This window comes from Sulfoacidibacillus thermotolerans, assembly GCF_003144315.1.
GTDB classification, from domain to species: Bacteria; Bacillota; Bacilli; order Alicyclobacillales; family SLC66; genus Sulfoacidibacillus; species Sulfoacidibacillus thermotolerans.
Genome location: NZ_MPDK01000002.1, coordinates 82,805 through 106,078, shown reverse-complemented (window position 1 = coordinate 106,078; position 23,274 = coordinate 82,805). Strand labels below are relative to the sequence as shown.

The following is a 23,274-nucleotide window of genomic DNA, read 5'->3' as shown; positions in this document are numbered from 1 at the left end:
AAAACCTAACCGTCAGTAGGGTGGGTTTTTTGAACCGGGTTTACTGATTTTGAAACACAAACAGATCCGCGTAGTAAGAAGTACACGGGAATCCAGCATGGAGATCACTTTAGATCGCGGGCCACGTGATCCAGATGCGAAACAAAAACTTGCTTCTCCACTTCCATTTTTTAATCATATGTTGGAACATGTTGCTTGGCGTGGTCAAATGAATATTACTCTTACTGTACAACTCGATCATTTCGATTTAGTTCACGTCATTACAGAAGATGTTGGGATCACATTAGGTCGAGCAGTCAAAGAATACGTCGAACGTAATGCTGCAAATGGCATTGTAGGTTATGGATCTGCGTATGGAGTCATTGATGAATCCCTCGCGCGCGCTGTCATCTCCTTTGAGAACCGCGCATATTTCGATTTTACGCGCGAAAATGTGGAACTTCCCGAACAAATGGAAGGAATGTGCAGTGAAGATTTAGTCGCATTTTTTGAAGGCTTTGTGCAAGGTGCGCAGTGTACGTTGCATGTTGATGTATTAAAAGGTCGTCAAGGACATGGCCATCATATTTGGGAAGCGATTTTTCGTGCTTTTGGAATGGCTTTGTATGAGGCACTTATGGAACGCGAATGGCGAGCGCAGATGACGGCGGGAGTGGCAGGCGACATTCGGTTTGAAATTGAAGAGCGATATGAGTAAAAAACGCCTTTTGCTTTTCGATCTTGATGGAGTTTTGTTGTCTGAAGAGGGGTATCTCGATACAGCTGCGCTGACGATTGGTTCATTTTTACCTCTGTTTTTCCCGCAATGGTCCGATCGTATGCAACAGAGTGGCACACTCTTAAGTCAGGCACAGACATTGCGTTCACTAGTATTTTCGCATGCCCTTATTCAAGCGATGCGTAGGCGAGCTTTAAATAGCAATTGGGATAAAGCATATGTAGGGACCGTGTTGCTCGGAACGTTAGCAGTTAATCGCCAGAATACGGTAAACTTAGCAAATGATTTGTTGGCGCTTTTTGAATCCATCCCTGGATCAGGGCAAGAATTCCTATACCACATTCAGCAAATGGAAAACGTGTTACCTCTGCAACGATATGCACATCCACTTTTTGAGGAAGTGAAGATGCGTTTTCAACGGTTTTATTTGGGGGATGCGACTGCAAAAGAGCCTTCCTTGCAAATGGGTATGGTTGCCCAAGAGCGCTTGTTGTGCGATCGCAGCACGCTCTATCAACTCTTTCAATCCCTTCATAGTAAGTTTTTTACATTTGGAATTGGCACTGGACGTCCGCGCCATGAAGCGCTTTCTCCATTAGCTCAGCACGAGTTGCTTACTTTTTTTGATCCTTTGCGCATCTGTACTTCTGATGAAGTATTTGCTTATGAAAAAGCGTTAGGCGTTGCGCCATATTCGCGAGCCAAGCCGCATCCATACACGTATGCAAGTATTGCATTCGATTTTCCTATAGAACAAGTTTACGTTATAGGTGACTCGCCAGCAGATTGGTTGGCTGCGCATGCTGCTGGATTTCATTTTATTGGTATTGGTTCTAAAGCGTCATTTCACGCTGTGGCTCCATTAGAGGACGTAAAGGTCGTGCAGTCGGTTGCGGAGATTACAAGTCTGTTCGTGTAAATTCGACAGAATAGGGGTCTAACTTTACGTTTGCCTGCGTATGATGTGCTGATAGAAATCACACGGAAGCGAGGGCTGCGTTTGGAGTATTCATATGTACATCAGGAGGAGGATTCATCACTCTACGCCAAACTGCATGCGATCTCTGAATTAGATAGTGCCGATGCCACGACAACGTGGAATTTATTTGCACGGGCGCATACGCTTTGTGATCTCGCTTTTTTCCCACACAATGAAGCGTTGCGCGCCGAATTTCACCTAGCGTTGTCTGAACTGTTTGCCATGCATAGTGCGAAACCGCACACTTGGCTTGCGCGCAACCAATTGTCGCGTGTTGCTTTTGAACTGCGCAAAATTTTGTGGGAACGCTATTTTGGTCATGAGTTGACCCGTCTGCGCGAATTAGATGTAGACCCCGTTCCGGAAAATCCAGATGCACTTGTACAATATTTGAAAGAAGTAAATGAATATCATATTGCTTCCAATCATCCCGTTTTTTCATATTTATGCGATGAGGCTCCTCTCGTGGATGTCAAATCTTTTTTTTACCAAGAGGGGAGTGTCGATGCGCGTTTTGATGATCTGATCGCTCTAGCGCAAATTGGGCTTGATGGTCCGGCAAAAGATGAGTATGCTGAAAATTTTGCGGATGAAATGGGGCACGGAGATCCTGATCGCGTGCATACGACTTTATTTGAACAAACGAGCGACTATGTATTGGGTTTTTGTGGAAAAAACGAAAAAGTCATGACACAACCGACAACAGAAGCACTCGCGTGTAGTAATATTCAACTGGGTATGGCGTATGATCGCCGTCACACCTGGCGTCTAGCGGGATATTTAGCTGCATTTGAATTGAATGCTCCCAAACGCTGTGAACAACTTGTGTCTGCTTGCACACGACATGGAATGAAGCGCGATCAACTTGGTTATTTGACAGAACACATCGACGCGGATGTAGGGCATGCAGAGGGCCTATTTGATCGAATTATAAAGCCGCTTGCTCTTTATGATCGAAGAGCCCCCGTAGAAATTGCACAGGGATTTCTGTTGCGGCTACAAACGTCGGCAGACTATTGTGATGCACAACTCCATCGCTTTTTACAGTCAAACGTATAGAAGAATTGGAATCTCACGATTCTATGATCCGCGCCTATCGCGATAGGCGCGGATTTTCGATAAGATAGAGAGGAGTTTGAGAGGTCAATCACAAAAGTAAAGTGGAGGTATCTGTGAAAAGGAACTATGCGGTAGACACATATCTTGAAGCGATTGCGATTTTGAGTGCTGAAGGGGTTGTTGTCATTGCAGCGCGTCTGGCTGAATATCTAAAAGTCTCTCGTCCCACAGTGACTCAGATGATGAAGCGTCTTGTAGCAGCAGGCCTTGTTGAAATTCATGAGGGGAAAGAGATTTTTTTATCTGCTCGCGGTCAACAACAAGCCAACGCATCCTTGCGACGTCATCGTCTCTTAGAACGTTTTTTGTGTGATGTTTTACAGTTAGATTGGGGTACAGCTCACCTTGAAGCTAGTCGCTTAGGTCATTGTCTATCGCCTATTGTGGAAGAGAAATTGGACGAAATGCTACATTTTCCAACGACATGTCCACATGGAAATGCTATTCCAGGATCAAACAGCAATGTATTACAAGCATTTCCACTCTCGACATGGTCTCCTTCGAATACGCTAGAAATCGTTCGGATATTTGAACAGGCGGAAGAGAATGTTGAACTTTTGCGCGAGTTGCAGAGTCATGGTTTTTTGCCTGGTCAGAAGGTATCGATTATAACCAACAATCCCAAAGAGGCGAAACTTGCTGTCAGTTTGCAGGGGAAAACCGTAGAATTGACACGAGATGTAGCAGAGCGAATTATGGTTAGTGTCGTTGCTAATGAGTAACATTTTGGAGTTACGGGTGAAGGGAGTCGAAACGGTTGAACTCAACCGCATATGTTTTATCGATCGTCTATAAGGGCTCCGTGTTATCTGCTCTTGTTTATGACGAGCACGGAAGAACAATCGGCGTTGCGCGCCGGGAATTTGCTGGTGGGAGAGATGATTTAGCTGTTCTTCATCCAGATGATCTACTTAGTAGTTTGATTTTGTTGCTTGATTCCGCTTTACGCAAAGCGTGCATTTTGCCACACGAACTGATCGGAGTCGGTATTGCGGCACCAGAAGACGCAGTTGTGTTGTGGGATGAAAACTCGGGAAGCCCGCTGGGCCCCGTTCGCTTTTTACCTTTTCATGCAAAAGATTTTACAAAAGACATAGAACCCTTGGTACGAACATGGATTCTTGAGGCAAAAACAGGTGAGGCAAAAATCCGCGAAGGATCCACCGTGTTACTTGGCGGCATTGAAAGCTGGTTGATATGGAATTTGTCGCACGGCGCCCACCATGTCATTGCTTCTAGTCATCGTCTACTGGGCGATGCCACTTCACCTAAAGATGCAGGCGCAGGGTTCTTACCGTTAGATACTTCGATTCGACTTGCAAAATCTGTAACCTGTGCCTCTCGAGTGGGTCAAGTCGCAGCTCCGTTTCTTGGTGGAATTCCGGTACCGATTACTGCCGTGGCAACCACTTCTGTGAGCACACTGTTTGGCGCAGGACTTGCTGATGAGCACGAGGCTTTTGTGAGCTATGATTTTGATGGAGGATTTATCACTCTTTGTTCCGCACAGGATGTACAAGCAGTGAACAAATCTGCGACGACATTTTTACCGCTTAAAGTCGATGCTCCGAATGTAACGACACTCCATGCGCTACTTCTTGCAAAGTTTGAGTCTCAAAATACTATTTTGCAGTGGTTGCAAAACATCCCTTTCTCCTTCCCGAATGAGGAGACACTAAAGCGTAGAGCGGATCTGTTATTGCATGATGAGCAAGTAACCCTTACACTCGCTTCTCAGTCGTCACATCGTGCAGTCATTGCGGGGATAGGTCCGACAACAACGCTTGAGGAAATCTATGTTGCTGCACTCAGAGCGATTGTGACTGCCGTATCTGATGCTGTTCAGGAAATGAATCGCCTTACTGGGAAAACGATTTATCGGTTATACACCGATCACACCGGATTTGGTAATGAGTGGATTTATACTTTACAAACAACCGTGGCAAACGTTCCTTTGTATGTGCGCAGTGAAGATACAGGGTCGCTTGGTATTGCTTTTCTAGCAGGAATGGGGGCAAATCACTGGGATCGCACAAAGATTTTTGAATGGTTGACACAGCATATCTCATCACGCGTTTATGAGGCTACATAGCAAGAGCAGGCCGATCCTTTCTTGCTCGAATCAAACAAGTTCACGTTTCTTTGAGCGACCGTCATGCGATGTTTGAATGTACAGTGTCTACGAGTGCTCTCCACGTGCTCTCCGTTTCTAATCCTAAGTACCATGCAGCAGCACCCGCTAGATGCTGTTCACTGACGAGATCGGCAAAGAGCAGCAAGGAACGCTTGTCTTCCACCCATATTTCATGTTTGATCCCATTCTCAGTAAAAGAGGCGACGTGCAGTCCAAGCTTTGCGTTCCATTGTTGTTTGGCATGTGTCGTTGCAAGGATTGAGCGCGTTTGCCAGAGGGAGAGCGCGACACTGGAGAGAACAGAGTCATTTTTATTTAGTGTCCAATCTTGTGTATAAAAAGGAACACCTAAAATGAGTTTCGCTCTTGGTACTCCTGTTTCCAGCATATCTTGTACCGACTGCTTGACCCACGGCAAAGAAGCGGTCGGACCCGCAACTTGATCTCCTCCCCAATATTCGTCATATCCCATTAAAACGATGTAGTTGACGGATTTTGCAAGTTCTCGGTGGTTATATGCACCTGTATTATCGCCTGGGAGAATATCAGGCGGTAAGTCGACAGAGAGCAGCATGTGTTTAGCATGAAGAGCTGCAGCTAACTTGTCTACAAAATCGGTAAAGTTCCATCGATCTTCAGGTAATAATCCTTCAAAATCGAGGTTGATTCCATTAATTTGTGACTGTTGTGCAAGTTCAACGAGATGAGCAATGAGCATGTTTTGTTGATCGTTGTAGGCTAAAATCTTATGGCTAAGTGGTCCATTAAATCCGTTATCTACAACAGCCCAAAATTGTACCCCTTTTTTATGCGCTAGTGTAACGGCGGCTTTTGGAATAGATCCGGCAATTGCACCATTTATTCCATCGACGTGAAGGCATTTGGGGGCGATGACGCTTAATCCAGGGCTTGCTGTGAGTGCTTGTTCTACCGTTTGATTGCTGCTGTCAAGTGTCCAGCCCACCGTTAGGCGCGAAGAGACAGAGATATTTTTTGTCACATGAGCGACGAGATTATTCCACGAGATCGTGGGCAAAGCTTTAGTAAAGAGGGATTTGGTGTTCTGTGTAGGAAGAGGAAAGTGTAAAGGTACGCCTTCCAATGACAGCCACGTAAATGCGTACGTCAGATCGACAGGTGAAGGAAGTGGCGTAGGAGCAATTTGTTCGATTGCAGAAGATGTCAACCATGTAGAAAGCGCATATTCACTCGAAACGGTGAGTTTTACAAATTGCGAACTACCATATATCGCAATTGCGATCATCAATCCAAACAGGAATGTTCCGATAAAAATCACTCGTGCTACAAGTTTGGAGGTGCTCTGTCCCACATGTAATTTCTGCATGTTTCTAACCCTCACTTTGCAAAATCCGTGCTTTCTTCTCATTCTATGAATCTATGAGGGTTGTAAGAACTGTGCGAATGGAGAAAGGGGACGTTGTCAATATGATGCAACTGTGGTTGTTTAGCCTGATGTTGTGCGTTGGTGGGCTGTGGTTTAAGGAATCTGCAGTCGTAACGGTCGGATTTGGATTATTTACGATTAGTTGGTTTGCCCTGATGGATGAAGTACAAGGTTCACCATTTATTACATGGTTGACTTTATATATAAAAAAGTGGCCAATTCAGTGGAGAATTCACCGATTACTCGTTGAAAACGAGGAGATTCTTTTACTTTGTCAGCGTTTTGCACGGAAATATCCACGTTATTTATACATTCCATTTCAACTTGGAGAATTTGACGAAGTGAATCTTACACGGCTTTTGCGCAGCAGCACACTGTCATTAAAAAGGGAAGAAATTCCGGCGCCGTGGCAAGATCTTGCGATCGTAGCGAAGCGTCATCTTGGAAAGACCATCGATATTTTTGTTCTTGTTTTGCTCGCTAATCGCGAAGTACACCGATATTATCAGAATCGCATCGAAAAAGAGGTGATTCAAGGCAAAAGATTGCAAACTGCCGAAGATTTCTCTGCTGTGTGTTTGCGCTTTTCGATCTGGGAGCGTGAATGTGAAAAACAAGACGGTGGCCCCACTCTCTTCTATCGTGAATTATTTGCAGAACTACTCGCGAAGGCATGGAGTGTTCAGGAAATGAGGCGCTTTGTCAAAGCAGGACGCTTTCTATCCATGCATGCGGTTGTCAATCAAGCAGTCCAGGAGGCGCATGAAGCCGTTTTAAGCAACCGACGAGCGATCTTACTTGAGTCTCATCTCGTACAACCGATGCAGTCACAAACTGAGTTTGCATCTGAGGCGTGGACAGTTACTTCATCGGTTGTTACGGTCGAAACCTTGCAGCATTTGGCAAAAAATGATGTGTCAGCTTGTGTGCGATGGCTACAAGAGATTTTCCTAAGCGCAAAAAATTCATTAGCTTATCGTGCACAAGCGGAAAAAGATGGGTATTTTGTAGCTTCTTCGGGAGATCAACGAATTCTTTTTCAAGTCGGTTTTGTGAGTGATAGTGGGCGAGTAGAGGAAGGGGTAGTAGATCACGTTTATGCGCACATGGCACTTGAGCAGGCCGATCGCGCCATCGTGCTCGCCCTTGGACGTGTTGATGCACAATTTTTACAGTGTGCGGACCAGTTTAATATCCTTGTTTTGCCAAGCGACGAGTTGGATCGTTTGCTTGCGGCTTATTCAGAGCGCATGTGGCACATTGTTGATTGGTCTTTGCGCACATCAATGCGCGTGCACGAAAAAGCGGAGCACCAAGAGGAGAATGAGAGTTGTGAAGAAAATTCATCTGAAGGACTAGAACTTGGCTTATCAACGTAGTAAAATCGTACATATATTCATAAGAAGTTCATCGTCCTGATTCGACTTATAAGGGGTGTACTCTGTGGCCGAGGGGCATAAGCCTTTATCGCAGCCCTCTAGTGCGAGAGATGCGGAAGAATTGTTGCGAAAAACAGCACATTCGAACGAAGATCCGTTCCTCGCCATCTCCCATTCGATCCGCCAGAAAGGCGGGACGCATAAACTTTCTCCTCGACTGCTTGAAGATGATGACGAGCAGTAAAAAGGGCAGGCAAGTTTTTGCCTGCGCCCTCTATGAAATCGCTTACGACTGTTGTGTTGGATCCCAGACCCCCTCAGGTCCTACCCATTCCACTTCCCCATCTGCGTAGAACTCTTTCTTCCAAATTGGCACTGTTCTTTTTAGTATCGTAATTGCTTCTTCTGCCGCACGAAAAGCATCTTTGCGGTGGGGAGTCGAGACGCCAATCAAAACGCTAATCTCTTCTAATTGAAGTGTCCCTACGCGATGCCAGATTGCCATTTTAGCCCCTTGATAACGCGCTTCACTGTCATCGACTATCTTTTGCATTTGTCGTAGAGCCATTTGGTCATAAGCTTCATACTCGAGATAGTTGGTTTGTCTCCCTTTTGTAAATTCGCGTACGGTTCCTGCAAATACGACGATAGCACCCGCTGCACTGCGGGCGACATATTGATACATTTCTGCTGGGGAGAGCGTTTCACGCACAATGCGTACCGCTGAGTCTGTACTCTGTTTTGCGAGTCCTCCGCTTACTGGAGGAATGACCGCGATGACGTCTCCCGATTTTACGCTTTTGTCGAGGTGGGCGTAATCATCGCCAATTGCAAACCAGCAGCGATCAAGTAATTCATGAAGTCGTGGGAATTGGTTTTGTAACGCCGTTTTCACATCTGCAATTGTAATTTGCTCAGAAGTTTTCGCGATCTCGACAGTAACATTTGACACGCCTGCATGTTCTGCAACGGAAGCAAACAACTGAATCTGAATTTTCACCCTATCCGCCTCAATTCGTCCGCTCAACGGTTGTAAAGGTCAAATCTTGTACAATCCTGTACTTTGGATCATTATAACATAGAGACAAACGACAGATTTGCGGAATTATCAAGTGAGCGAGTACACTGGAGCGCGAGGTGACTTATGAACGAAAAGGAGAACAACACAAATCTGCAATTGACCCATATAAACGATCAGGGGCGAGCGCACATGGTCGATGTCATAAATAAGGCGCCGACTGAGAGGCGTGCAATTGCGCGAGCAGAAATCGAGATGTCTGAAGCGACGCTCGTACGGATTAAAGAAGGGGGGATCAAAAAAGGAGATGTGCTTGCTGTCGCTCAAGTCGCTGGAATAATGGCAGCTAAAAAAACATCTGACATGATTCCTTTATGTCATCCGCTCCCTTTAACGGGTGTCGATCTGCTTTTTTCCTTCCTCGACCCCACGACCTTACGTATAGAGGCTGAAGTTCGCACCTTTGGATCAACTGGAGTGGAAATGGAGGCTCTTACGGCGGCTTCAATTTCAGCCTTAACAGTTTATGATATGTGCAAGGCAATCGATCGGGCGATGACCATTCGTTTTATTGGATTAATGGAAAAAAGCGGCGGTCAAAGTGGGTTGTTCGTGCGCCAATCAGAAGAGTGAGGGAATGCGTATGGAAAAAGGAAGACAAGCGATGTTTCAAGTTGCTGTGGTTACTGTAAGTGACAGTTCTTATCGTGGAGAGCGCATCGATAAAGGGGGACCTGCTGTGACGAAAGCAGTGATTGATGCGGGGTTTGAAGTCGTTTCGCAAATTCTTCTCCCGGATGAACAAGCGGCAATCGAGGCTGCGTTACGTGAACTTGTGGGTCTCAAAATTCCCCTGATCCTCACGACTGGTGGCACAGGTCTCAGTTCGCGCGATGTCACACCAGAGGCTACTCGGCAAGTTATAGAACGTGAAGTTCCCGGACTTGCCGAAGAGATGCGCCGTCAAGGACTTGCTAAAACGCGTTTTGCACTCTTATCGCGTGCGGTTGCTGGAACTTGTGAGAGTTCACTCATTATCAACCTGCCAGGAAATCCCGAGGGGGCTGTCGAATCTTTGCAGGCGATTATTGACACGTTAACCCATGCACTTCGCGTATTGACTCTTCCTGCTTATGACCACACCAAATAACAAAAAAAATATAGCCGCTCAGTTGGCATCGAGTATGGACAACGATTGGCAAAGAGGTGTGATCGAGTCGTGACAAGTGAACTCACTACGCTGCTTGATGCAGCTCATGATGCAATGATTGCCGTTGACGCGACAGGGCGGATTACCTTGTTTAACTCTTCGGCCGAACGCCTGACAGGGATCGATGCAAGCAAGGCGATCGGCACTCTCGCACAAGAGACGATTCCAAATACCCGTTTGCACATCGTCTTACAGACGGGTGAACCAGAACTCAATCAGGTGCAGTCACTCGGTGCAAACGAAATTATTACGAATCGCGTTCCCGTTTTTGATCAAAATGGCCGTGCGGTTGCGGCGATTGCTGTGTTTCGAACGGTCAATGAAGTTCGCGATTTAGCAGCCGAAGTCACCAATCTACGTGAAATTCAGACGTTACTCCACGCCATTATTCATTCCACCCAAGATGCGATTTCTGTCGTTGATGCAAATGGCATCGGAATTTTAATTAATCCGGCTTACACGCGTTTGACAGGTCTTGAGCCAGAGGATGTCATTGGTAAATCAGCGGAAGTTGATATTGCCGAAGGGGAAAGTGTGCATTTAAAAGTGTTACAAACGCGGCAAGCAGTCCGCAATGCGAAGATGAAAGTGGGTCACAAAGGACGGGATGTGATTGTCAATGTTGCACCCATTTTAGTAGGCGATGAGTTAAAAGGCAGCGTCGCTGTCATTCATGATGTATCTGAGATGCGGGTATTATCAGAAGAGTTAGAGCGCGCGCGCAAACGCATTCGCAAACTAGAAGCAAAGTATACTTTTGAAGATATTGTAGGACGTAGCGTGGCGATGACAGCGGCGATTGCGGCAGCAAAACAAGCGGCACAAACGAAAGCCACAGTCTTACTGCGCGGAGAATCTGGGTGTGGTAAAGAGTTGTTTGCACATGCAATTCATAATGCGAGTGATCGAAAATACAATCAATTTGTTCGAGTAAATTGTGCCGCGATCAATGAAAATTTACTCGAGAGTGAATTATTCGGCTATGTGGAGGGAGCTTTTACAGGAGCGCGCAAAGGCGGTAAAAAAGGATTGTTTGAAGAAGCGACAGATGGGACAATCTTTCTTGATGAAATTGCCGAACTATCCATGAATACACAAGCCAAACTGCTGCGTGTATTACAGGAGCGAGAAATTGTGCGTGTAGGAGCAAGCGCTGCAACTGCAGTCAATGTTCGCGTGATTGCAGCAACTCACGTCAATTTAGAACAAGCGATTAGTCAAGGAAAGTTTCGCGAGGATCTGTATTATCGCTTAAATGTACTGCCGATTGTAATTCCGCCGTTGCGTCACCGCGTTGAGGATATTCCATTACTTACACAGATGTTAATCGAACGTTTTAACCACGATTTTGGTCGTAGTGTAAAGAAAATTAGTGAAGATGCCTTAGCGCGATTGTGTGCTTATGATTGGCCGGGAAATGTGCGTGAACTAGAAAATGTGATTGGGCGGGCAATGATACAGGCGCAGTATCAGGAAAGCACGATTGAGCTCAAACAAATTGATTTGCCTGACTCTCCCATGTCTATTGGTATACAGCGTGGATTGCCAGGAAAAGCTACAATCGCTCCGCTCGCAGACGTCATTCGCGAGGCGGAGCGCAATGCGCTAGTGACCGCCATCGCTGCAACTCATGACAATAAAACAGAAGCAGCGCGACTCTTGGGGATCTCTGTCCGATCACTCTATTATAAATTGGAGCGTCTTGGTCTTGCAGATTCTGTGAAATAGGATGCATGGAGGATGGGAAAAATGGTCATGGTGAGGAAGAGGTTTATTTTCTGTTGCAGGGATCAAGTGCGCAAGAATTAGCATGCAAAACTTTGCAGGGTAATGCAACTTTTTGCAGACAAATGAGTTACTTTCTACTCACCATCGATCCGTTTTACGTGGCAAGCATCTTGCTTATCTCTCCATGAGGAATATGGATCCACGTATATTTTAGGAGGAATCAGCATGCCGATCTTTGAGACGCTGGAAAAATATGATTATGAACAAGTTGTATTTTGTCAAGAACGTACATCTGGTTTGAAAGCGATTATAGCCATTCATGATACAACGCTCGGCCCTGCACTTGGTGGCTGTCGAATGTGGACTTACGCCAACGAAGAGGCCGCTATTACTGATGCACTGCGTTTAGCGCGAGGCATGACATATAAAGCGGCAGCAGCCGGCTTGAACCTTGGCGGCGGCAAAACGGTAGTCATTGGCAATCCGAAAACAGATAAGAGTGAAGCGCTATTTCGAGCGTTAGGTCGTTATATTGAAGGATTGCATGGCCGTTATATTACGGCAGAAGACGTCGGAACTTCGGTAGCGGATATGGATATTATCCATCAAGAAACACGCTATGTGACCGGAGTATCTAAAGCGTATGGGAGTTCTGGAGATCCGAGCCCGGTTACGGCATTGGGGGTTTTTCGTGGAATTCAAGCCTCTGCGCGCGAAGTATACGGTTCGGATGATCTTGCAGGAAAAACCGTAGCAGTTCAAGGATTGGGGAATGTAGGTTATGATGTCGCGCGCCGTCTAAAGGCTGTGGGTGCAAACTTGATCGTCACAGATATCTCAGAAGAAACGGTAAAGCGCGCAATGGATGAGCTAGGTGCAACTGCAGTAGCACCTTCTGAGATTGCGAGCGTTAAATGCGATATTTTCGCACCGTGTGCACTTGGTGCTGTCATTTCAGATGAGACCATCACACAGTTAAAGTGCCAAATTGTCGCTGGATCTGCGAATAATCAGCTGGCGGAAGATCGTCATGGCGATAAACTACACGAGATGGGGATTCTTTATGCGCCTGATTATGTAATTAATTCAGGCGGTTTGATTAACGTCGCAGATGAACTCGAAGGTTATCAAGCTGAGCGCGCTCAAAAGAAAGTTGAAGGTATTTATGAGATCATGCGAGAAATTTATCGCATTTCTAAGGAGCGCAACATCCCTACCTATCAAGCGGCCAATCATATGGCTGAAGCGCGCATTGCAGCGATGCAACAGGTGCGCAGCACGTTTTTACCCGTCTCTCGGTCTTTGATTCATCGTGATTAAACGAAAATAAAGGAACTTGCTTTTTATCTATGAAATAGAACTCCAGAGCATCTACTAAAAATGCGTTTTCTGGAGTTCTTAAAGGTAGGTGTAGTGAAGTGGAAACATTTGATGTCGTCGTATTAGGCGGCGGTACAGGTGGCTATGTTGCCGCAATTCGGGGAGCTCAACTTGGATTGCGCGTGGCTGTCGTAGAGCAGGGGAAACTAGGCGGCACATGTCTTCATCAAGGTTGTATTCCTTCAAAAGCGTTGTTGCGATCTGCAGAGCTTTTCGCGACGGTCAAAGAGGGGGACGTATTTGGCATTGCTACCAGTGACTTGCGATTTGATTTGGGGAAAGCCATGGCACGCAAAGCCCAAATTGTCGAGCAGTTGCATAAAGGCATTCAATATTTGATGAAAAAGAATCACATTACGGTGATTGAAGGATATGGCCGTATTATGGGACCTTCAATTTTTTCTCCGATGGCAGGAGCGGTTCGAGTTGAACGACCGGATGGAGATTCTGAAATTTTATCGCCAAAGGCGACGATTATCGCTACGGGCTCACGCCCGCGTGTGCTTCCTGGTCTACCTTTTGATGGGGTTCGCGTTCTCTCTTCCGATGAAGCTTTGCAACTTACTACACTTCCAGCTTCTGCGATCATTGTGGGTGGCGGAGCAATTGGTGTGGAATGGGCCTCGATGCTAGCAGATTTTGGTGTGCAAGTGACGATTGTAGAGGCATTGCCGCGCATTCTTGTACAAGAGGACGAAGAGATTTCTGCAGAGATGACAAGGCTTTTGAAAAAGCGCAAAGTTGCGATTCTGACAGGCGCTGCAATTGATCCGAGTTCATATCGTGTAGAAGGTAATGGCATCGCGATCCGCGTGAATAAAGAGGGGTCAGAGCAAGTACTTACGGCAGAGATGATGCTTGTTGCAATCGGAAGAGAACCACGCATTGACGATATTGGTCTTGAGGCGACACAAATTAAGATTGAGCGTGGAGCGATTGTAGTCGATGCTACGATGCGCACAGCGGAAAAAAATATTTATGCGATTGGGGATGTCATTGGCGGCATGCAGTTAGCTCACGTAGCTGCGCATGAGGGGATTCTCGCAATGGAAGCGATTGCAGGGGAACATCCTGATCCGCTCAACTATGCAAACATTGCTCGTTGTACGTATGGCCGGCCAGAAGTAGCAAGTGTTGGCTTGACTGAGGCACAAGCAAGAGAACAAGGGTATACAGTTAAAACCGCAAAATTTCCCTTTAAAGCGATTGGCAAGGCACTTGTATACGGCGAAGCAGATGGATTTGTCAAGATCATAGGCGATCAGGAAACGAATGATTTGCTCGGGGTGCATATGGTGGGCCCACACGTGACGGATCTGATCTCTGAAGCTGCACTCGCGCATGTGTTAGATGCTGCTCCTTTTGAGATTGGCCAGACCATTCACCCTCATCCGACACTTACAGAAGCGCTTGGGGAAGCTGCACTCGCACTTGATGGGCGAGCGATTCACAGTTAGGTCAGGGGAGGTAATGCAATTTGAACGCACAAAGTTTGGGGGTCAAAGCGATGACCGAAAAGCGGCATGAAAAGTTAGGCCTAACCGATCAAGATGTCATCAAGATGTATCGTTACATGGTACTGACACGGGGTCTCGATGAAAGAATGTGGCTTTTAAATCGCGCGGGAAAAGTTCCTTTTGTCGTTTCTTGCAAAGGTCAAGAAGCTGCACAAATTGGTGCTGCATTTGCACTAAATCCGCTGCGTGACTACGTGTTGCCATACTACCGTGATTTAGGAGTAGTTTTAGTATTTGGGCAAACAGCTAAAGATGTTATGCTTAGTGCTTTTGCAAAAAGTGAAGATCCAAACAGTGGCGGCCGTCAAATGCCCGGTCATTTTGGATCTCGTGAACATCATATCGTCACTGGTTCGAGTCCGGTATCGACACAAATTCCGCATGCGGTTGGGATTGCGTTGGCTGCGAAGATGAAGGGAGATCGTTTGGTCGCTTATACTTCTTTTGGTGAGGGATCAAGCAACCAAGGTGATTTTCATGAAGCTGCTAATTTTGCTGGCGTGCATCATCTTCCGGTCGTCTTTTTTTGTGAAAACAACAAATATGCGATTTCAGTTCCCTTACGTAAAGAATTAGCTTGTGAACGAGTTTCTGATCGGGCGGCAGGATATGGGTTTCCAGGCGTTACGGTAGATGGCAATGATCCACTCGCTGTCTATCAAGCGATGCAGGAGGCTGTGACACGGGCACTTAATGGAGAGGGACCAAGTCTTGTCGAAGCAATGGTAGATCGTTTAAATCCCCATTCGAGTGATGACGATGATCGGACGTATCGTTCGAAAGAGGAATTGGAAGAAGCGAAGCGACAGGATCCAATTTTCAGTTTCCGCGACTATCTGCTAGCTTGCGGTGTATTGACGGAGGAGAGTGAGCGTGCTTTGCGCGATGAGGTGACGGCAGATATTAATGCTGCAACTGCATATGCAGAGCAAGCTCCGTATCCTGAGCCAGAGCAAGCATTACGCTATGTTTTTGCAGAATAAGGGGAGAGCGACATGACGGTCAAATTGTATATTGATTCGATTCACGATGCGCTTCAAGAAGAGATGCGCCGCGATCAAGGAGTGTTCGTGGTAGGTGAAGACGTCGGTGTACGCGGGGGTGTTTTTCGCGTCACACAAGGTTTGATCGAGGAGTTTGGGGAAATGCGGGTGATTGATGCACCACTCGCTGAATCGGCGATTGTTGGCGTAGCAATTGGCGCAGCTGCATATGGTTTGAAACCAGTAGCGGAAATTCAATTTGCTGACTTTATCTTACCTGCTGTAAATCAGATTATTAGTGAAGCGGCTAAAATGCGCTATCGTTCAAATAACGATTGGAGTTGCCCACTTGTCGTACGCGCTCCCTATGGCGGCGGCGTTCATGGTGCATTGTACCATTCGCAAAGTGTAGAAGCGTTGTTTCACCATGTGCCAGGCTTAAAAGTAGTGATGCCAGCTACAGCTGCTGATGCCAAGGGTTTGTTACTCAGTGCTATTCGCGATCCAGACCCAGTGTTGTTTTTTGAACATAAGGCACTCTATCGCTGGGTGAAAGACGATGTTCCTGATGGTGATTACACGGTTCCTATCGGGAAAGCACGCCTCGTGCGTGAAGGAGAAGACCTTACGGTCATTACTTATGGCTTAATGGTGCATTATGCAGAAGAAGCTGCTCGCGAGCTTGAAAAAGAAGGGGTCTCGATTGAATTATTAGACTTGCGTACGGTTTCTCCACTCGATCGTGAGGCCATTCTTGCGGCCGCTAAAAAAACCGGGAAAGTTTTGATCGTTCACGAGGATAATAAGACGGGCGGAGTGGGAGCAGAAGTGTCTGCTATCATTGCAGAAGAGGCATTATTTGATCTTGATGCACCAATTGCGCGCTTATGTGGACCAGATATTCCGGCGATGCCATTTAACCCTCCACAAGAGCGTTTTTATATGGTCAACAGCGAAAAAATTGCACAGGCAATGCGTAAATTAGCTGCTTTTTAAGTGTAGTGCAGGAGCAACAAAGGAGGTTTGAAGTGTTATGGCAGAAGTGAAAATGCCCAAGTTAGGCGAGAGTGTAACAGAAGGTACACTGGGTAAATGGTTAAAACAAGTTGGCGAACAGGTCTATAAATATGAACCGCTTGTTGAAGTGGTAACGGATAAAGTGAGTGCTGAAATCCCCTCTGATTTTGAAGGTGTTTTGACAGCAATTCTGGTACAAGAGAACGAGACAGTGAAAGTCGGAGTACCGATTGCAGTGATCGAGGAAGCGGGGAGTGGATCCGCGCAAGCATCGTCAGCATCTCCTGAAAGCATAAAATCAAGCACACAAATCGTTTCCAATGGGATTGCATCGGCGCCACAGGAAAGTGCAATGAAAGCGGAAACAGGGGCTGAAGCAGTTGCTTTTTCACAGAGTGCAGCGCCTACACAAGTGCGCTATTCTCCTGCCGTCTTAAAATTGGCCCAAGAGCGCGGAATTGATTTGTCAAAAGTGAAAGGTACAGGGATCGCGGGTCGTGTTACACGAAAAGATGTTCTTGGTTATACACAATCCGCTTCCATGCATGCAAATCCTTCGTCATCTATGCAAACTGCACCCACAGTGGCTTCTACAATGGCAACACAAAATACACCAGAATCTGCGACTGTAAGCGCATCTGCCACACAAAATACAGAAACCACATCTACATCTATACAGGCGCCTGACAATGAGGAGTGGATTCCAGTATCTGCTGTGCGCAAAACGATTGCTTCACGGATGGTGCAAAGCAAACATCAAGCGCCACATGCCTGGATGATGGTCGAAGTGGATGTGACTCCGCTTGTGCGTTTGCGTGAACGCCATAAAGCAGAATTTAAGCAACGCGAGGGAATTGACCTTACGTATCTGCCTTTTTTTATCAGGTCAACTGTCGAAGCGCTTAAAGAGTTTCCTATTATGAATTCTACATGGGCTGACGATAAGATCATTTTGAAAAAAGATATTCATATTTCTATTGCAGTTGCTACCGACAATGCGCTGGTCGTACCAGTCATTCGTCATGCGGACCGCCTAAGCATTCTTGGTATAGCTGGAGCGGTCGCAGATTTGGCACGTCGTGCTCGCAGTGGAAAGTTAACCATACAAGATGTACAAGATGGTACTTTTACAGTAAATAATACTGGGGCGTTTGGATCTATTCTTTCTCAACCGATCATAAATGCACCACAAGCAGCCATTTTATCTGTCGAATCGATCGTACGTCGGCCCATTGTGCGTGATGATGATAGTATTGCGATTCGTTCAATGGTAAACTTATGTTTAAGCCTCGATCACCGCATTTTAGATGGATGGGTAGCTGGACAATTTTTGCGTTCCATCAAACAGCGGCTCGAAGGGCTAAACGAATCTACAAGTCTCTACTAAAGGTAAGGGGCGATTCGTGAAGTTCTAAAGAGAGAAGGATCGCACATGACTCAGGTCAATCAATCAGTCACTCCAATGCAGGATGAGGAAACTCGCCCATTGCGCCGTCCCGAGTGGTTAAAAGTGCAGTTAAAGACGAATGAAGAGTTTAAAGATCTAAAGCAAATTATGCGCCAAGGTAAGCTGCATACAGTCTGTGAAGAGGCGAAATGCCCAAATATCTATGAGTGTTGGTTTCATCGCACAGCTACTTTTATGATTCTCGGAAGCATCTGTACGCGCGCTTGTCGGTTTTGTGCAGTGACGTCGGGCAAGCCTACAGAGCTCGATCTTGAAGAACCGAAGCGCTTGGCAGAGGCAGTTGTGCAAATGGGATTGCGGCACGTCGTCATTACCTCTGTTGCGCGTGATGATCTCGATGATGGAGGAGCTTCGATTTTTGCGGCTTCTATTCGCGAGGTGCGAAAAGCGCGACCTGAGTGTACGGTTGAAGTGTTAATTCCAGATTTCATGGGGAATTGGGATGCGTTGCAAGTGGTTATGGATGAGCGACCGGATATTTTAAATCACAATATCGAAACTGTGCGACGGCTCTCGGATCGCGTTCGTTCAAGGGCCAAATATGACCGGACATTAGAATTGTTGCAACGTGCGCTTGAAATGCAACCGAGTGTTCCCACAAAGTCAAGCATCATGGTAGGGGTCGGAGAAACGTGGGAGGAGATTTTAGCGACGTTAGATGATTTAAGAAGTGTAGGAGTCTCGATTGTGACGATCGGGCAATATCTGCAACCCACACGCAAACACCTTCGCGTTGAAAAATATTATACCCCGGAAGAGTTTGCTGACCTTAAGCAAGAAGGATTGCGCCGTGGCTTCAAACATGTAGAATCTGGTCCGCTTGTACGCAGTTCCTACCATGCACACGAACAGGCGAGTGGAGTTATGGGTAAACCTGTATAGCACTATATACATGAATGGATCACAGAGAGGCCGATAGGAAGATGGCCTCTCTTTAGATCTGAAAAACAGTGCGTCTAGGAAGCAAAGGACGGCGGATGAATAACCGTTAGAGTCACTTGCTGTCCGGGGATGATCGTTTCTAATGGCGACAGCAATACATCGATCACCTCGCCATTCCCAGAGAGGGTAATGGCAATTCGTCTTTGTCCATCTTGTAAAGCGATCGCCCCTGCGGTTCCATGCAAACATATTCCCTGATCAGGATAGCTTCCTAATACAACTCGATCAGGGTGAATTGCGATAGAATTGTGAGGCGGGGGAAGTTCAGACATTTGTAAAAAGTGTTTATACCCAAGCAATTGAGCCACCCTCGGTGTATGAGGGGTATCCATTAAATCTTGCGGTGATCCCATTTGCAACAGGCGACCGCGATCAATGACTGCAATTTGATCACACAACTTTTGTGCCTCACTTAGTTGGTGTGTGACGAGAAGTGTGGTGCAATCGATTTCGTGTAAAAGAACCAAGATCTCATTTTGCAACATTGTCCGAGTCTCCCAGTCAAGAGCAGACAGAGGTTCATCAAGCAGTAAGAGTCGAGGTTTTCTGGAGAATGCTCGCGCTAAAGCGACGCGTTGTGCAAGTCCTCCTGATAAAAATTCAGGTTTTACATGCAGGTAGGTTCTTAGTTGTAACCGATCGATTAAATCTTCATGCCAAGAAGACCATTTTGTTTTTAGGCCTAGCTGAATATTCTCCCGAACTGTTAGATGTGGGAATAAATTTGCCTTTTGTTCCACAAAACCGATCTCTCGCTGCCAAGGTGGAAGGTACCGATATGCCAATGCGTTTGTATCGAGAAAAATGCGGTTCCCCAGAGCGATTCGCCCTTTTGCTTGAGTTTCAAAGCCAGCAATTGCACTAAGTATACTTGATTTTCCAGCTGCTGAAGGGCCAAACAAACCGTAGATGCGCCCAAGGGGCAATTCGATTTGTAGCTTAATGGCAAAGAGCTTCCTTTGCAAGGTGAGATCTAACTGCAGCAATAGGGTACATCCTTTCACTGATTAGAGTTGCTGATTTGTAGTGCTTGGCCAACTAAATCGTAGCATGGGTTGGTCTATGTTGTCGAATAAAGAAAGCAATTGTCTGTGGAAAAAACACAGGGATGATAGGGAGGTTCTAAGGATGGCAAGTATCTTACAAAATGATTCAGATCGAGCACGTTTTGAACGAATGATTCGCGATTATTATCAGGCTGTAGATGAAAAAAATTTACCTGCTCTATATGCTCTGTTTTCAGATAAGATTCGCTACGAGCGAGCGGGCTATCCACCCATCGTTGGCATGACAGCTTTTCAAACCTTTTATGAAGTAGAGCGTCAGATTGTTAGTGGACGGCATACTCTTTTTGATGTTGTCGTAGGGGATCAAAGTGTTGCAGTGCGCGGGAAATTTGAAGGTACCCTAAAGGACGGAACAATTGTCCAAACGTTGTTTGCTGACTTTTTTACGATCGTGAAGGGAAAGGTTGAAGAGCGCTATACATTTTTTGAAGGGTTGCATGTCTAAGTAGAAGACCATGCGTTACTTTATGCTCCCTTCTAGTTGCAATAAACTTTTTTTCATTGCAAGGCCGCCGCGATATCCTGTCAGGCGGCCGTTTTGACCAATGACGCGGTGACAGGGAAGAACGATCGGTAGTGGATTTGCACTGCTTGCAGCACCTACAGCTCGCACGGCTTTGGGCCGTCCGATACGTTTTGCCACGTCCCCATAAGAGACAGTTGTCCCATAAGGTATATTAGCCAATTCCATCCATACTTGTTTTTGGAATGAAGTTCCTATCAAATCGAGCGCACAAGTGAAAGAAGTGCGTTCTCCTATTAGATACTCTGCGATCTCTTTCGTATAGGTGTTTACGACGCTCGTGTTTGCGATGAGTTGTGCATTGGCAATCGATCGTTCTACCCACTTCGTTAGTGTGGCAAACGATTCATTTGGCAAGGTCACACGACATAATCCCTGATCCGTTGCAGCGACGTACATCGTCCAATTTGCATGTTGTAATAAACTAAAGTAAACAAGATGAGACACGACTCCCAACCTCTCGTTTGTTTCTTTTTACACATTTTGATTATACGACCTCGAGTTTTCTAGTACCACCTCTAGGGATGAAAAAGATGGTATAATGCATCCAACAACTGTGGGATCACAAATGACCGCACTAGTCTTACGTCATACGTGGATCGCGTAAAGAGAGAGGGATAAGATACTTGTGATTCGATTAACTGATGATTGGAAAATAATTGCTAATTTTTATCAGCTTCAGGATGAAGATATCATCTTTCTCTATGAAAATAGGTATTTCTTTCACGAACAAGCACAGGAAATTGTAGATGTTTTTTATGCGCGACTGATGAGTGTACCTCATCTCGCGGGGATGATCACGGAACATAGTTCTTTGGAGAGTTTACGTAAAACGCAAATCTGGTATTTTCAAACACTCGCATCAGATACGATCGATGCAGAGTATATTGCTGGTCGACAAAAGATTGGTGCTGTTCATGCAAAGATCGGACTTCCAGTCGTTTGGTTTTTAGGTGGCTATGCGATTTATTTACGCCTGATTTCAGATAAATTGGATGAATTAAGCGTACCAAACGGCGATCGGATTTTCCGAGCAATCACACGACGTATAAATTTTGATTCAGCGATTATCATTGATCAATACACAGAAGATTTATTTAAGGAAAATGAAAAATACAAAAGTAAAATGATAGATGCTGCAAAGGAATTGACTGCTCTTATCCATCAGGTGAATGGGATCGCCTTGGAAGTGGGGAGGTCAGCGTCTACTTTAGCGCAGAGTCAGGAGGGGGTTGTTAATTCTGTAACTCACCTTCGACAAGATAGTCAAAAAATTGATGAACTTAGCAAATTTGTAATGGAAGTTGCAGCGCAAACAAACCTTTTAGGACTAAATGCGGCGATTGAAGCTGCAAGAGCAGGAGACAGCGGTCGTGGATTCTCAGTTGTTGCTAACGAAGTGCGCAATTTAGCGGATCGCGCAAAAGGATCTTCACAAAATATTAAGGAGTCAGTTTGGAATGTAATTTCTTTGATTGATCAAATAAGCGATAAAGTGGAAAATACAATGGCGATTTCACAGGAACAAGCAGCGTCAGCTCAGGAGTTAGCTTCTCTGATTCGCCATTTGCGTACGACTGCGGAAAAACTCGCCACAGAAGAAGATAATTAGTTACATACGGTCTGCCGCTGTGGCAGACCGCTGACCGCTGTGGCACTATGGCTTATGAATTTTTCACATAGGCTCGCGCTTGTGTAGTGAGAACGATTTCTTCGTGTTGATTTTTTACTGTAAATTTCAGTACAACCAAACCGCGATCACCTCGCGATGAAAGTTTCGTTTCTGTAACTTCTACTTCGGTTTGCAATGCATCTCCAGGACGAACTGGGTTTGTCCAATGAACAAAATCTAATCCTGTGCCTCCTATGATTTCGCTACCAAATCGATTGCTACGAATCCATTCCCCCCAGATTACACTTAAAGTGTGAAGTCCAGACGCAATAATCCCTTTAAAAAAACCGTTTTGTGAAAAAACAGGATCGATATGTATCGGTTGGGGATCATAACGTTGTGCAAATTCTTCGATTTCTTCACTCGTGAGCGTAACTGAATTTAGGGTAAAGCGCTGTCCAACAAAGAACTCATGAAAATACATTGAGATCCCTCCTTGAAAACAAAAACATTTCTATTTAACTACATTTGATATTGACGATTCGTTTGTGTTACTGACACACCACGCAGAGTATCCTTTACTGGGCATACTCGTTCCACATGTGCGAGTAATTCTCGTATTTGATCGGGATGAGAGGGAGAGTCAATTGAAATCGCGTATCGAATCGTTTCAAAGCCAGGTCGAATATTTGGGTTTTTCTCTAAAAAACCTTCTGGATTTAAATCTCCTTCTACATGCACATCTAAGCCTCTGATTTCGACATCATGTAAGCCTGCGAAGCTTGTCACGAGAACACTGATGCATCCCCCTAAACTTGCTAACAATAATTCTACTGGAGTGGGTCCCTGATCTGTTCCCCCGAACATTTTGGGTTCATCGATTATGATTTGCTTTCCTCTTATCTTAGCAATAGAACAAACACTTTCGCCAGTCCAAGTCACAGTGGTTTGAAAAGTAGTATACGCCAAATCATTTCCTCCTATTCTAATATGAATAATATGATTTATGTTGATATCATAGATGAGTTGGACTTGATAAGCAAGGGGAATGTTGTTTGCTATTTTGTAAATCCTA

At 45.6% G+C, this 23,274-nt stretch carries 24 protein-coding genes; 18 read left to right on the top strand and 6 right to left on the bottom strand.

The features are described from left to right. The first annotated feature begins 97 nt into the window (after positions 1–97). The 5 genes from BM613_RS00935 to BM613_RS00915 all read left to right on the top strand — a co-directional run bounded on the left by BM613_RS00935 (position 98) and on the right by BM613_RS00915 (position 4,908). The gene (locus BM613_RS00935) at positions 98–697 is read left to right on the top strand and encodes an imidazoleglycerol-phosphate dehydratase (RefSeq protein WP_109429285.1); all 600 of its coding nucleotides are present in this window, start codon (positions 98–100) and stop codon (positions 695–697) included. Continuing rightward, on the top strand, positions 690–1,637 hold the full coding sequence (locus BM613_RS00930; RefSeq protein WP_109429284.1) for an HAD family hydrolase: 948 nt from the start codon (positions 690–692) through the stop codon (positions 1,635–1,637). The genes BM613_RS00935 and BM613_RS00930 overlap by 8 nt, the downstream gene beginning before the upstream one ends. An 81-nt stretch (positions 1,638–1,718) precedes the next feature. Beyond that, entirely contained in the window at positions 1,719–2,756 is a 1,038-nt protein-coding gene (locus tag BM613_RS00925; protein WP_146192739.1) for an iron-containing redox enzyme family protein, read from the top strand. Positions 2,757–2,869: 113 nt separating this feature from the next. Next, complete coding sequence (locus tag BM613_RS00920; protein WP_281267800.1) at positions 2,870–3,538, top strand: metal-dependent transcriptional regulator; 669 nt, start codon at positions 2,870–2,872, stop codon at positions 3,536–3,538. A gap of 35 nt (positions 3,539–3,573) precedes the next feature. Continuing rightward, the gene (locus BM613_RS00915; RefSeq protein ID WP_109429281.1) at positions 3,574–4,908 is read left to right on the top strand and encodes an FGGY-family carbohydrate kinase; all 1,335 of its coding nucleotides are present in this window, start codon (positions 3,574–3,576) and stop codon (positions 4,906–4,908) included. A gap of 61 nt (positions 4,909–4,969) precedes the next feature. Here BM613_RS00915 and BM613_RS00910 read toward each other — a convergent pair whose 3' ends face one another. After that, positions 4,970–6,295, bottom strand: coding sequence for a glycosyl hydrolase family 18 protein (locus BM613_RS00910; RefSeq protein ID WP_181362804.1), 1,326 nt, complete (start codon positions 6,293–6,295; stop codon positions 4,970–4,972). A 53-nt stretch (positions 6,296–6,348) separates the two neighbouring features. Here BM613_RS00910 and BM613_RS00905 point away from each other — a divergent pair, with 53 nt between their 5' ends. Further along, the gene (locus BM613_RS00905; RefSeq protein ID WP_181362803.1) at positions 6,349–7,734 is read left to right on the top strand and encodes a hypothetical protein; all 1,386 of its coding nucleotides are present in this window, start codon (positions 6,349–6,351) and stop codon (positions 7,732–7,734) included. Between the two features lie 64 nt (positions 7,735–7,798). Beyond that, on the top strand, positions 7,799–7,978 hold the full coding sequence (locus tag BM613_RS00900; RefSeq protein WP_109429278.1) for a hypothetical protein: 180 nt from the start codon (positions 7,799–7,801) through the stop codon (positions 7,976–7,978). Positions 7,979–8,020: 42 nt separating this feature from the next. Here the strand turns inward: BM613_RS00900 and BM613_RS00895 are convergent, their stop codons facing one another. Next, positions 8,021–8,734 carry a molybdenum cofactor biosynthesis protein gene (locus BM613_RS00895; RefSeq protein ID WP_181362802.1) on the bottom strand — a complete coding sequence of 238 codons (714 nt, stop codon included), beginning with the start codon at positions 8,732–8,734 and terminating at the stop codon, positions 8,021–8,023. A 144-nt stretch (positions 8,735–8,878) separates the two neighbouring features. Between BM613_RS00895 and moaC the strand changes: the two genes are divergently transcribed. The 9 genes from moaC (at position 8,879) to lipA (ending at position 18,937) form a co-directional block, all read left to right on the top strand. After that, on the top strand, positions 8,879–9,385 hold the full coding sequence (moaC, locus tag BM613_RS00890; protein ID WP_109429276.1) for a cyclic pyranopterin monophosphate synthase MoaC: 507 nt from the start codon (positions 8,879–8,881) through the stop codon (positions 9,383–9,385). A 10-nt stretch (positions 9,386–9,395) separates the two neighbouring features. Continuing rightward, complete coding sequence (locus BM613_RS00885) at positions 9,396–9,902, top strand: MogA/MoaB family molybdenum cofactor biosynthesis protein (RefSeq protein ID WP_245926186.1); 507 nt, start codon at positions 9,396–9,398, stop codon at positions 9,900–9,902. A gap of 69 nt (positions 9,903–9,971) precedes the next feature. Continuing rightward, positions 9,972–11,690, top strand: a complete 1,719-nt coding sequence (locus BM613_RS00880; protein WP_281267799.1) for a sigma-54 interaction domain-containing protein — start codon at positions 9,972–9,974, stop codon at positions 11,688–11,690. Between the two features lie 219 nt (positions 11,691–11,909). After that, entirely contained in the window at positions 11,910–13,010 is a 1,101-nt protein-coding gene (locus tag BM613_RS00870) for a Glu/Leu/Phe/Val family dehydrogenase (protein ID WP_281267810.1), read from the top strand. A gap of 98 nt (positions 13,011–13,108) precedes the next feature. After that, positions 13,109–14,527 (top strand): dihydrolipoyl dehydrogenase, encoded by a 1,419-nt coding sequence (gene lpdA / locus BM613_RS00865; RefSeq protein WP_109429273.1) that lies wholly within the window; start codon positions 13,109–13,111, stop codon positions 14,525–14,527. 50 nt (positions 14,528–14,577) lie between these two features. Next, a complete protein-coding gene (locus tag BM613_RS00860; RefSeq protein ID WP_109429584.1) occupies positions 14,578–15,570 on the top strand; it encodes a thiamine pyrophosphate-dependent dehydrogenase E1 component subunit alpha in 993 nt (330 codons plus the stop codon). Between the two features lie 12 nt (positions 15,571–15,582). Further along, the gene (locus tag BM613_RS00855) at positions 15,583–16,566 is read left to right on the top strand and encodes an alpha-ketoacid dehydrogenase subunit beta (RefSeq protein WP_109429272.1); all 984 of its coding nucleotides are present in this window, start codon (positions 15,583–15,585) and stop codon (positions 16,564–16,566) included. Between the two features lie 37 nt (positions 16,567–16,603). Further along, complete coding sequence (locus BM613_RS00850; RefSeq protein ID WP_109429271.1) at positions 16,604–17,974, top strand: dihydrolipoamide acetyltransferase family protein; 1,371 nt, start codon at positions 16,604–16,606, stop codon at positions 17,972–17,974. 45 nt (positions 17,975–18,019) lie between these two features. After that, positions 18,020–18,937 carry a lipoyl synthase gene (gene lipA / locus BM613_RS00845; protein WP_109429270.1) on the top strand — a complete coding sequence of 306 codons (918 nt, stop codon included), beginning with the start codon at positions 18,020–18,022 and terminating at the stop codon, positions 18,935–18,937. A 74-nt stretch (positions 18,938–19,011) separates the two neighbouring features. Here the strand turns inward: lipA and BM613_RS00840 are convergent, their stop codons facing one another. Then, positions 19,012–19,983, bottom strand: coding sequence for an ABC transporter ATP-binding protein (locus tag BM613_RS00840; protein WP_181362801.1), 972 nt, complete (start codon positions 19,981–19,983; stop codon positions 19,012–19,014). Between the two features lie 142 nt (positions 19,984–20,125). On the opposite strand from BM613_RS00840, the gene BM613_RS00835 reads away from it, so the two are divergent. Continuing rightward, the gene (locus tag BM613_RS00835) at positions 20,126–20,509 is read left to right on the top strand and encodes a nuclear transport factor 2 family protein (RefSeq protein ID WP_109429268.1); all 384 of its coding nucleotides are present in this window, start codon (positions 20,126–20,128) and stop codon (positions 20,507–20,509) included. 15 nt (positions 20,510–20,524) lie between these two features. Here the strand turns inward: BM613_RS00835 and BM613_RS00830 are convergent, their stop codons facing one another. Further along, complete coding sequence (locus BM613_RS00830) at positions 20,525–21,034, bottom strand: methylated-DNA--[protein]-cysteine S-methyltransferase (protein ID WP_281267798.1); 510 nt, start codon at positions 21,032–21,034, stop codon at positions 20,525–20,527. Between the two features lie 181 nt (positions 21,035–21,215). Here BM613_RS00830 and BM613_RS00825 point away from each other — a divergent pair, with 181 nt between their 5' ends. Further along, positions 21,216–22,199, top strand: coding sequence for a globin-coupled sensor protein (locus tag BM613_RS00825; RefSeq protein ID WP_109429267.1), 984 nt, complete (start codon positions 21,216–21,218; stop codon positions 22,197–22,199). Positions 22,200–22,251: 52 nt separating this feature from the next. Here the strand turns inward: BM613_RS00825 and BM613_RS00820 are convergent, their stop codons facing one another. After that, entirely contained in the window at positions 22,252–22,683 is a 432-nt protein-coding gene (locus BM613_RS00820; protein WP_109429266.1) for a MaoC/PaaZ C-terminal domain-containing protein, read from the bottom strand. A gap of 38 nt (positions 22,684–22,721) precedes the next feature. Beyond that, positions 22,722–23,168: an OsmC family protein gene (locus BM613_RS00815; protein ID WP_109429265.1), complete on the bottom strand. Its 447-nt coding sequence runs from the start codon at positions 23,166–23,168 to the stop codon at positions 22,722–22,724. Positions 23,169–23,274 lie beyond the last annotated feature (106 nt).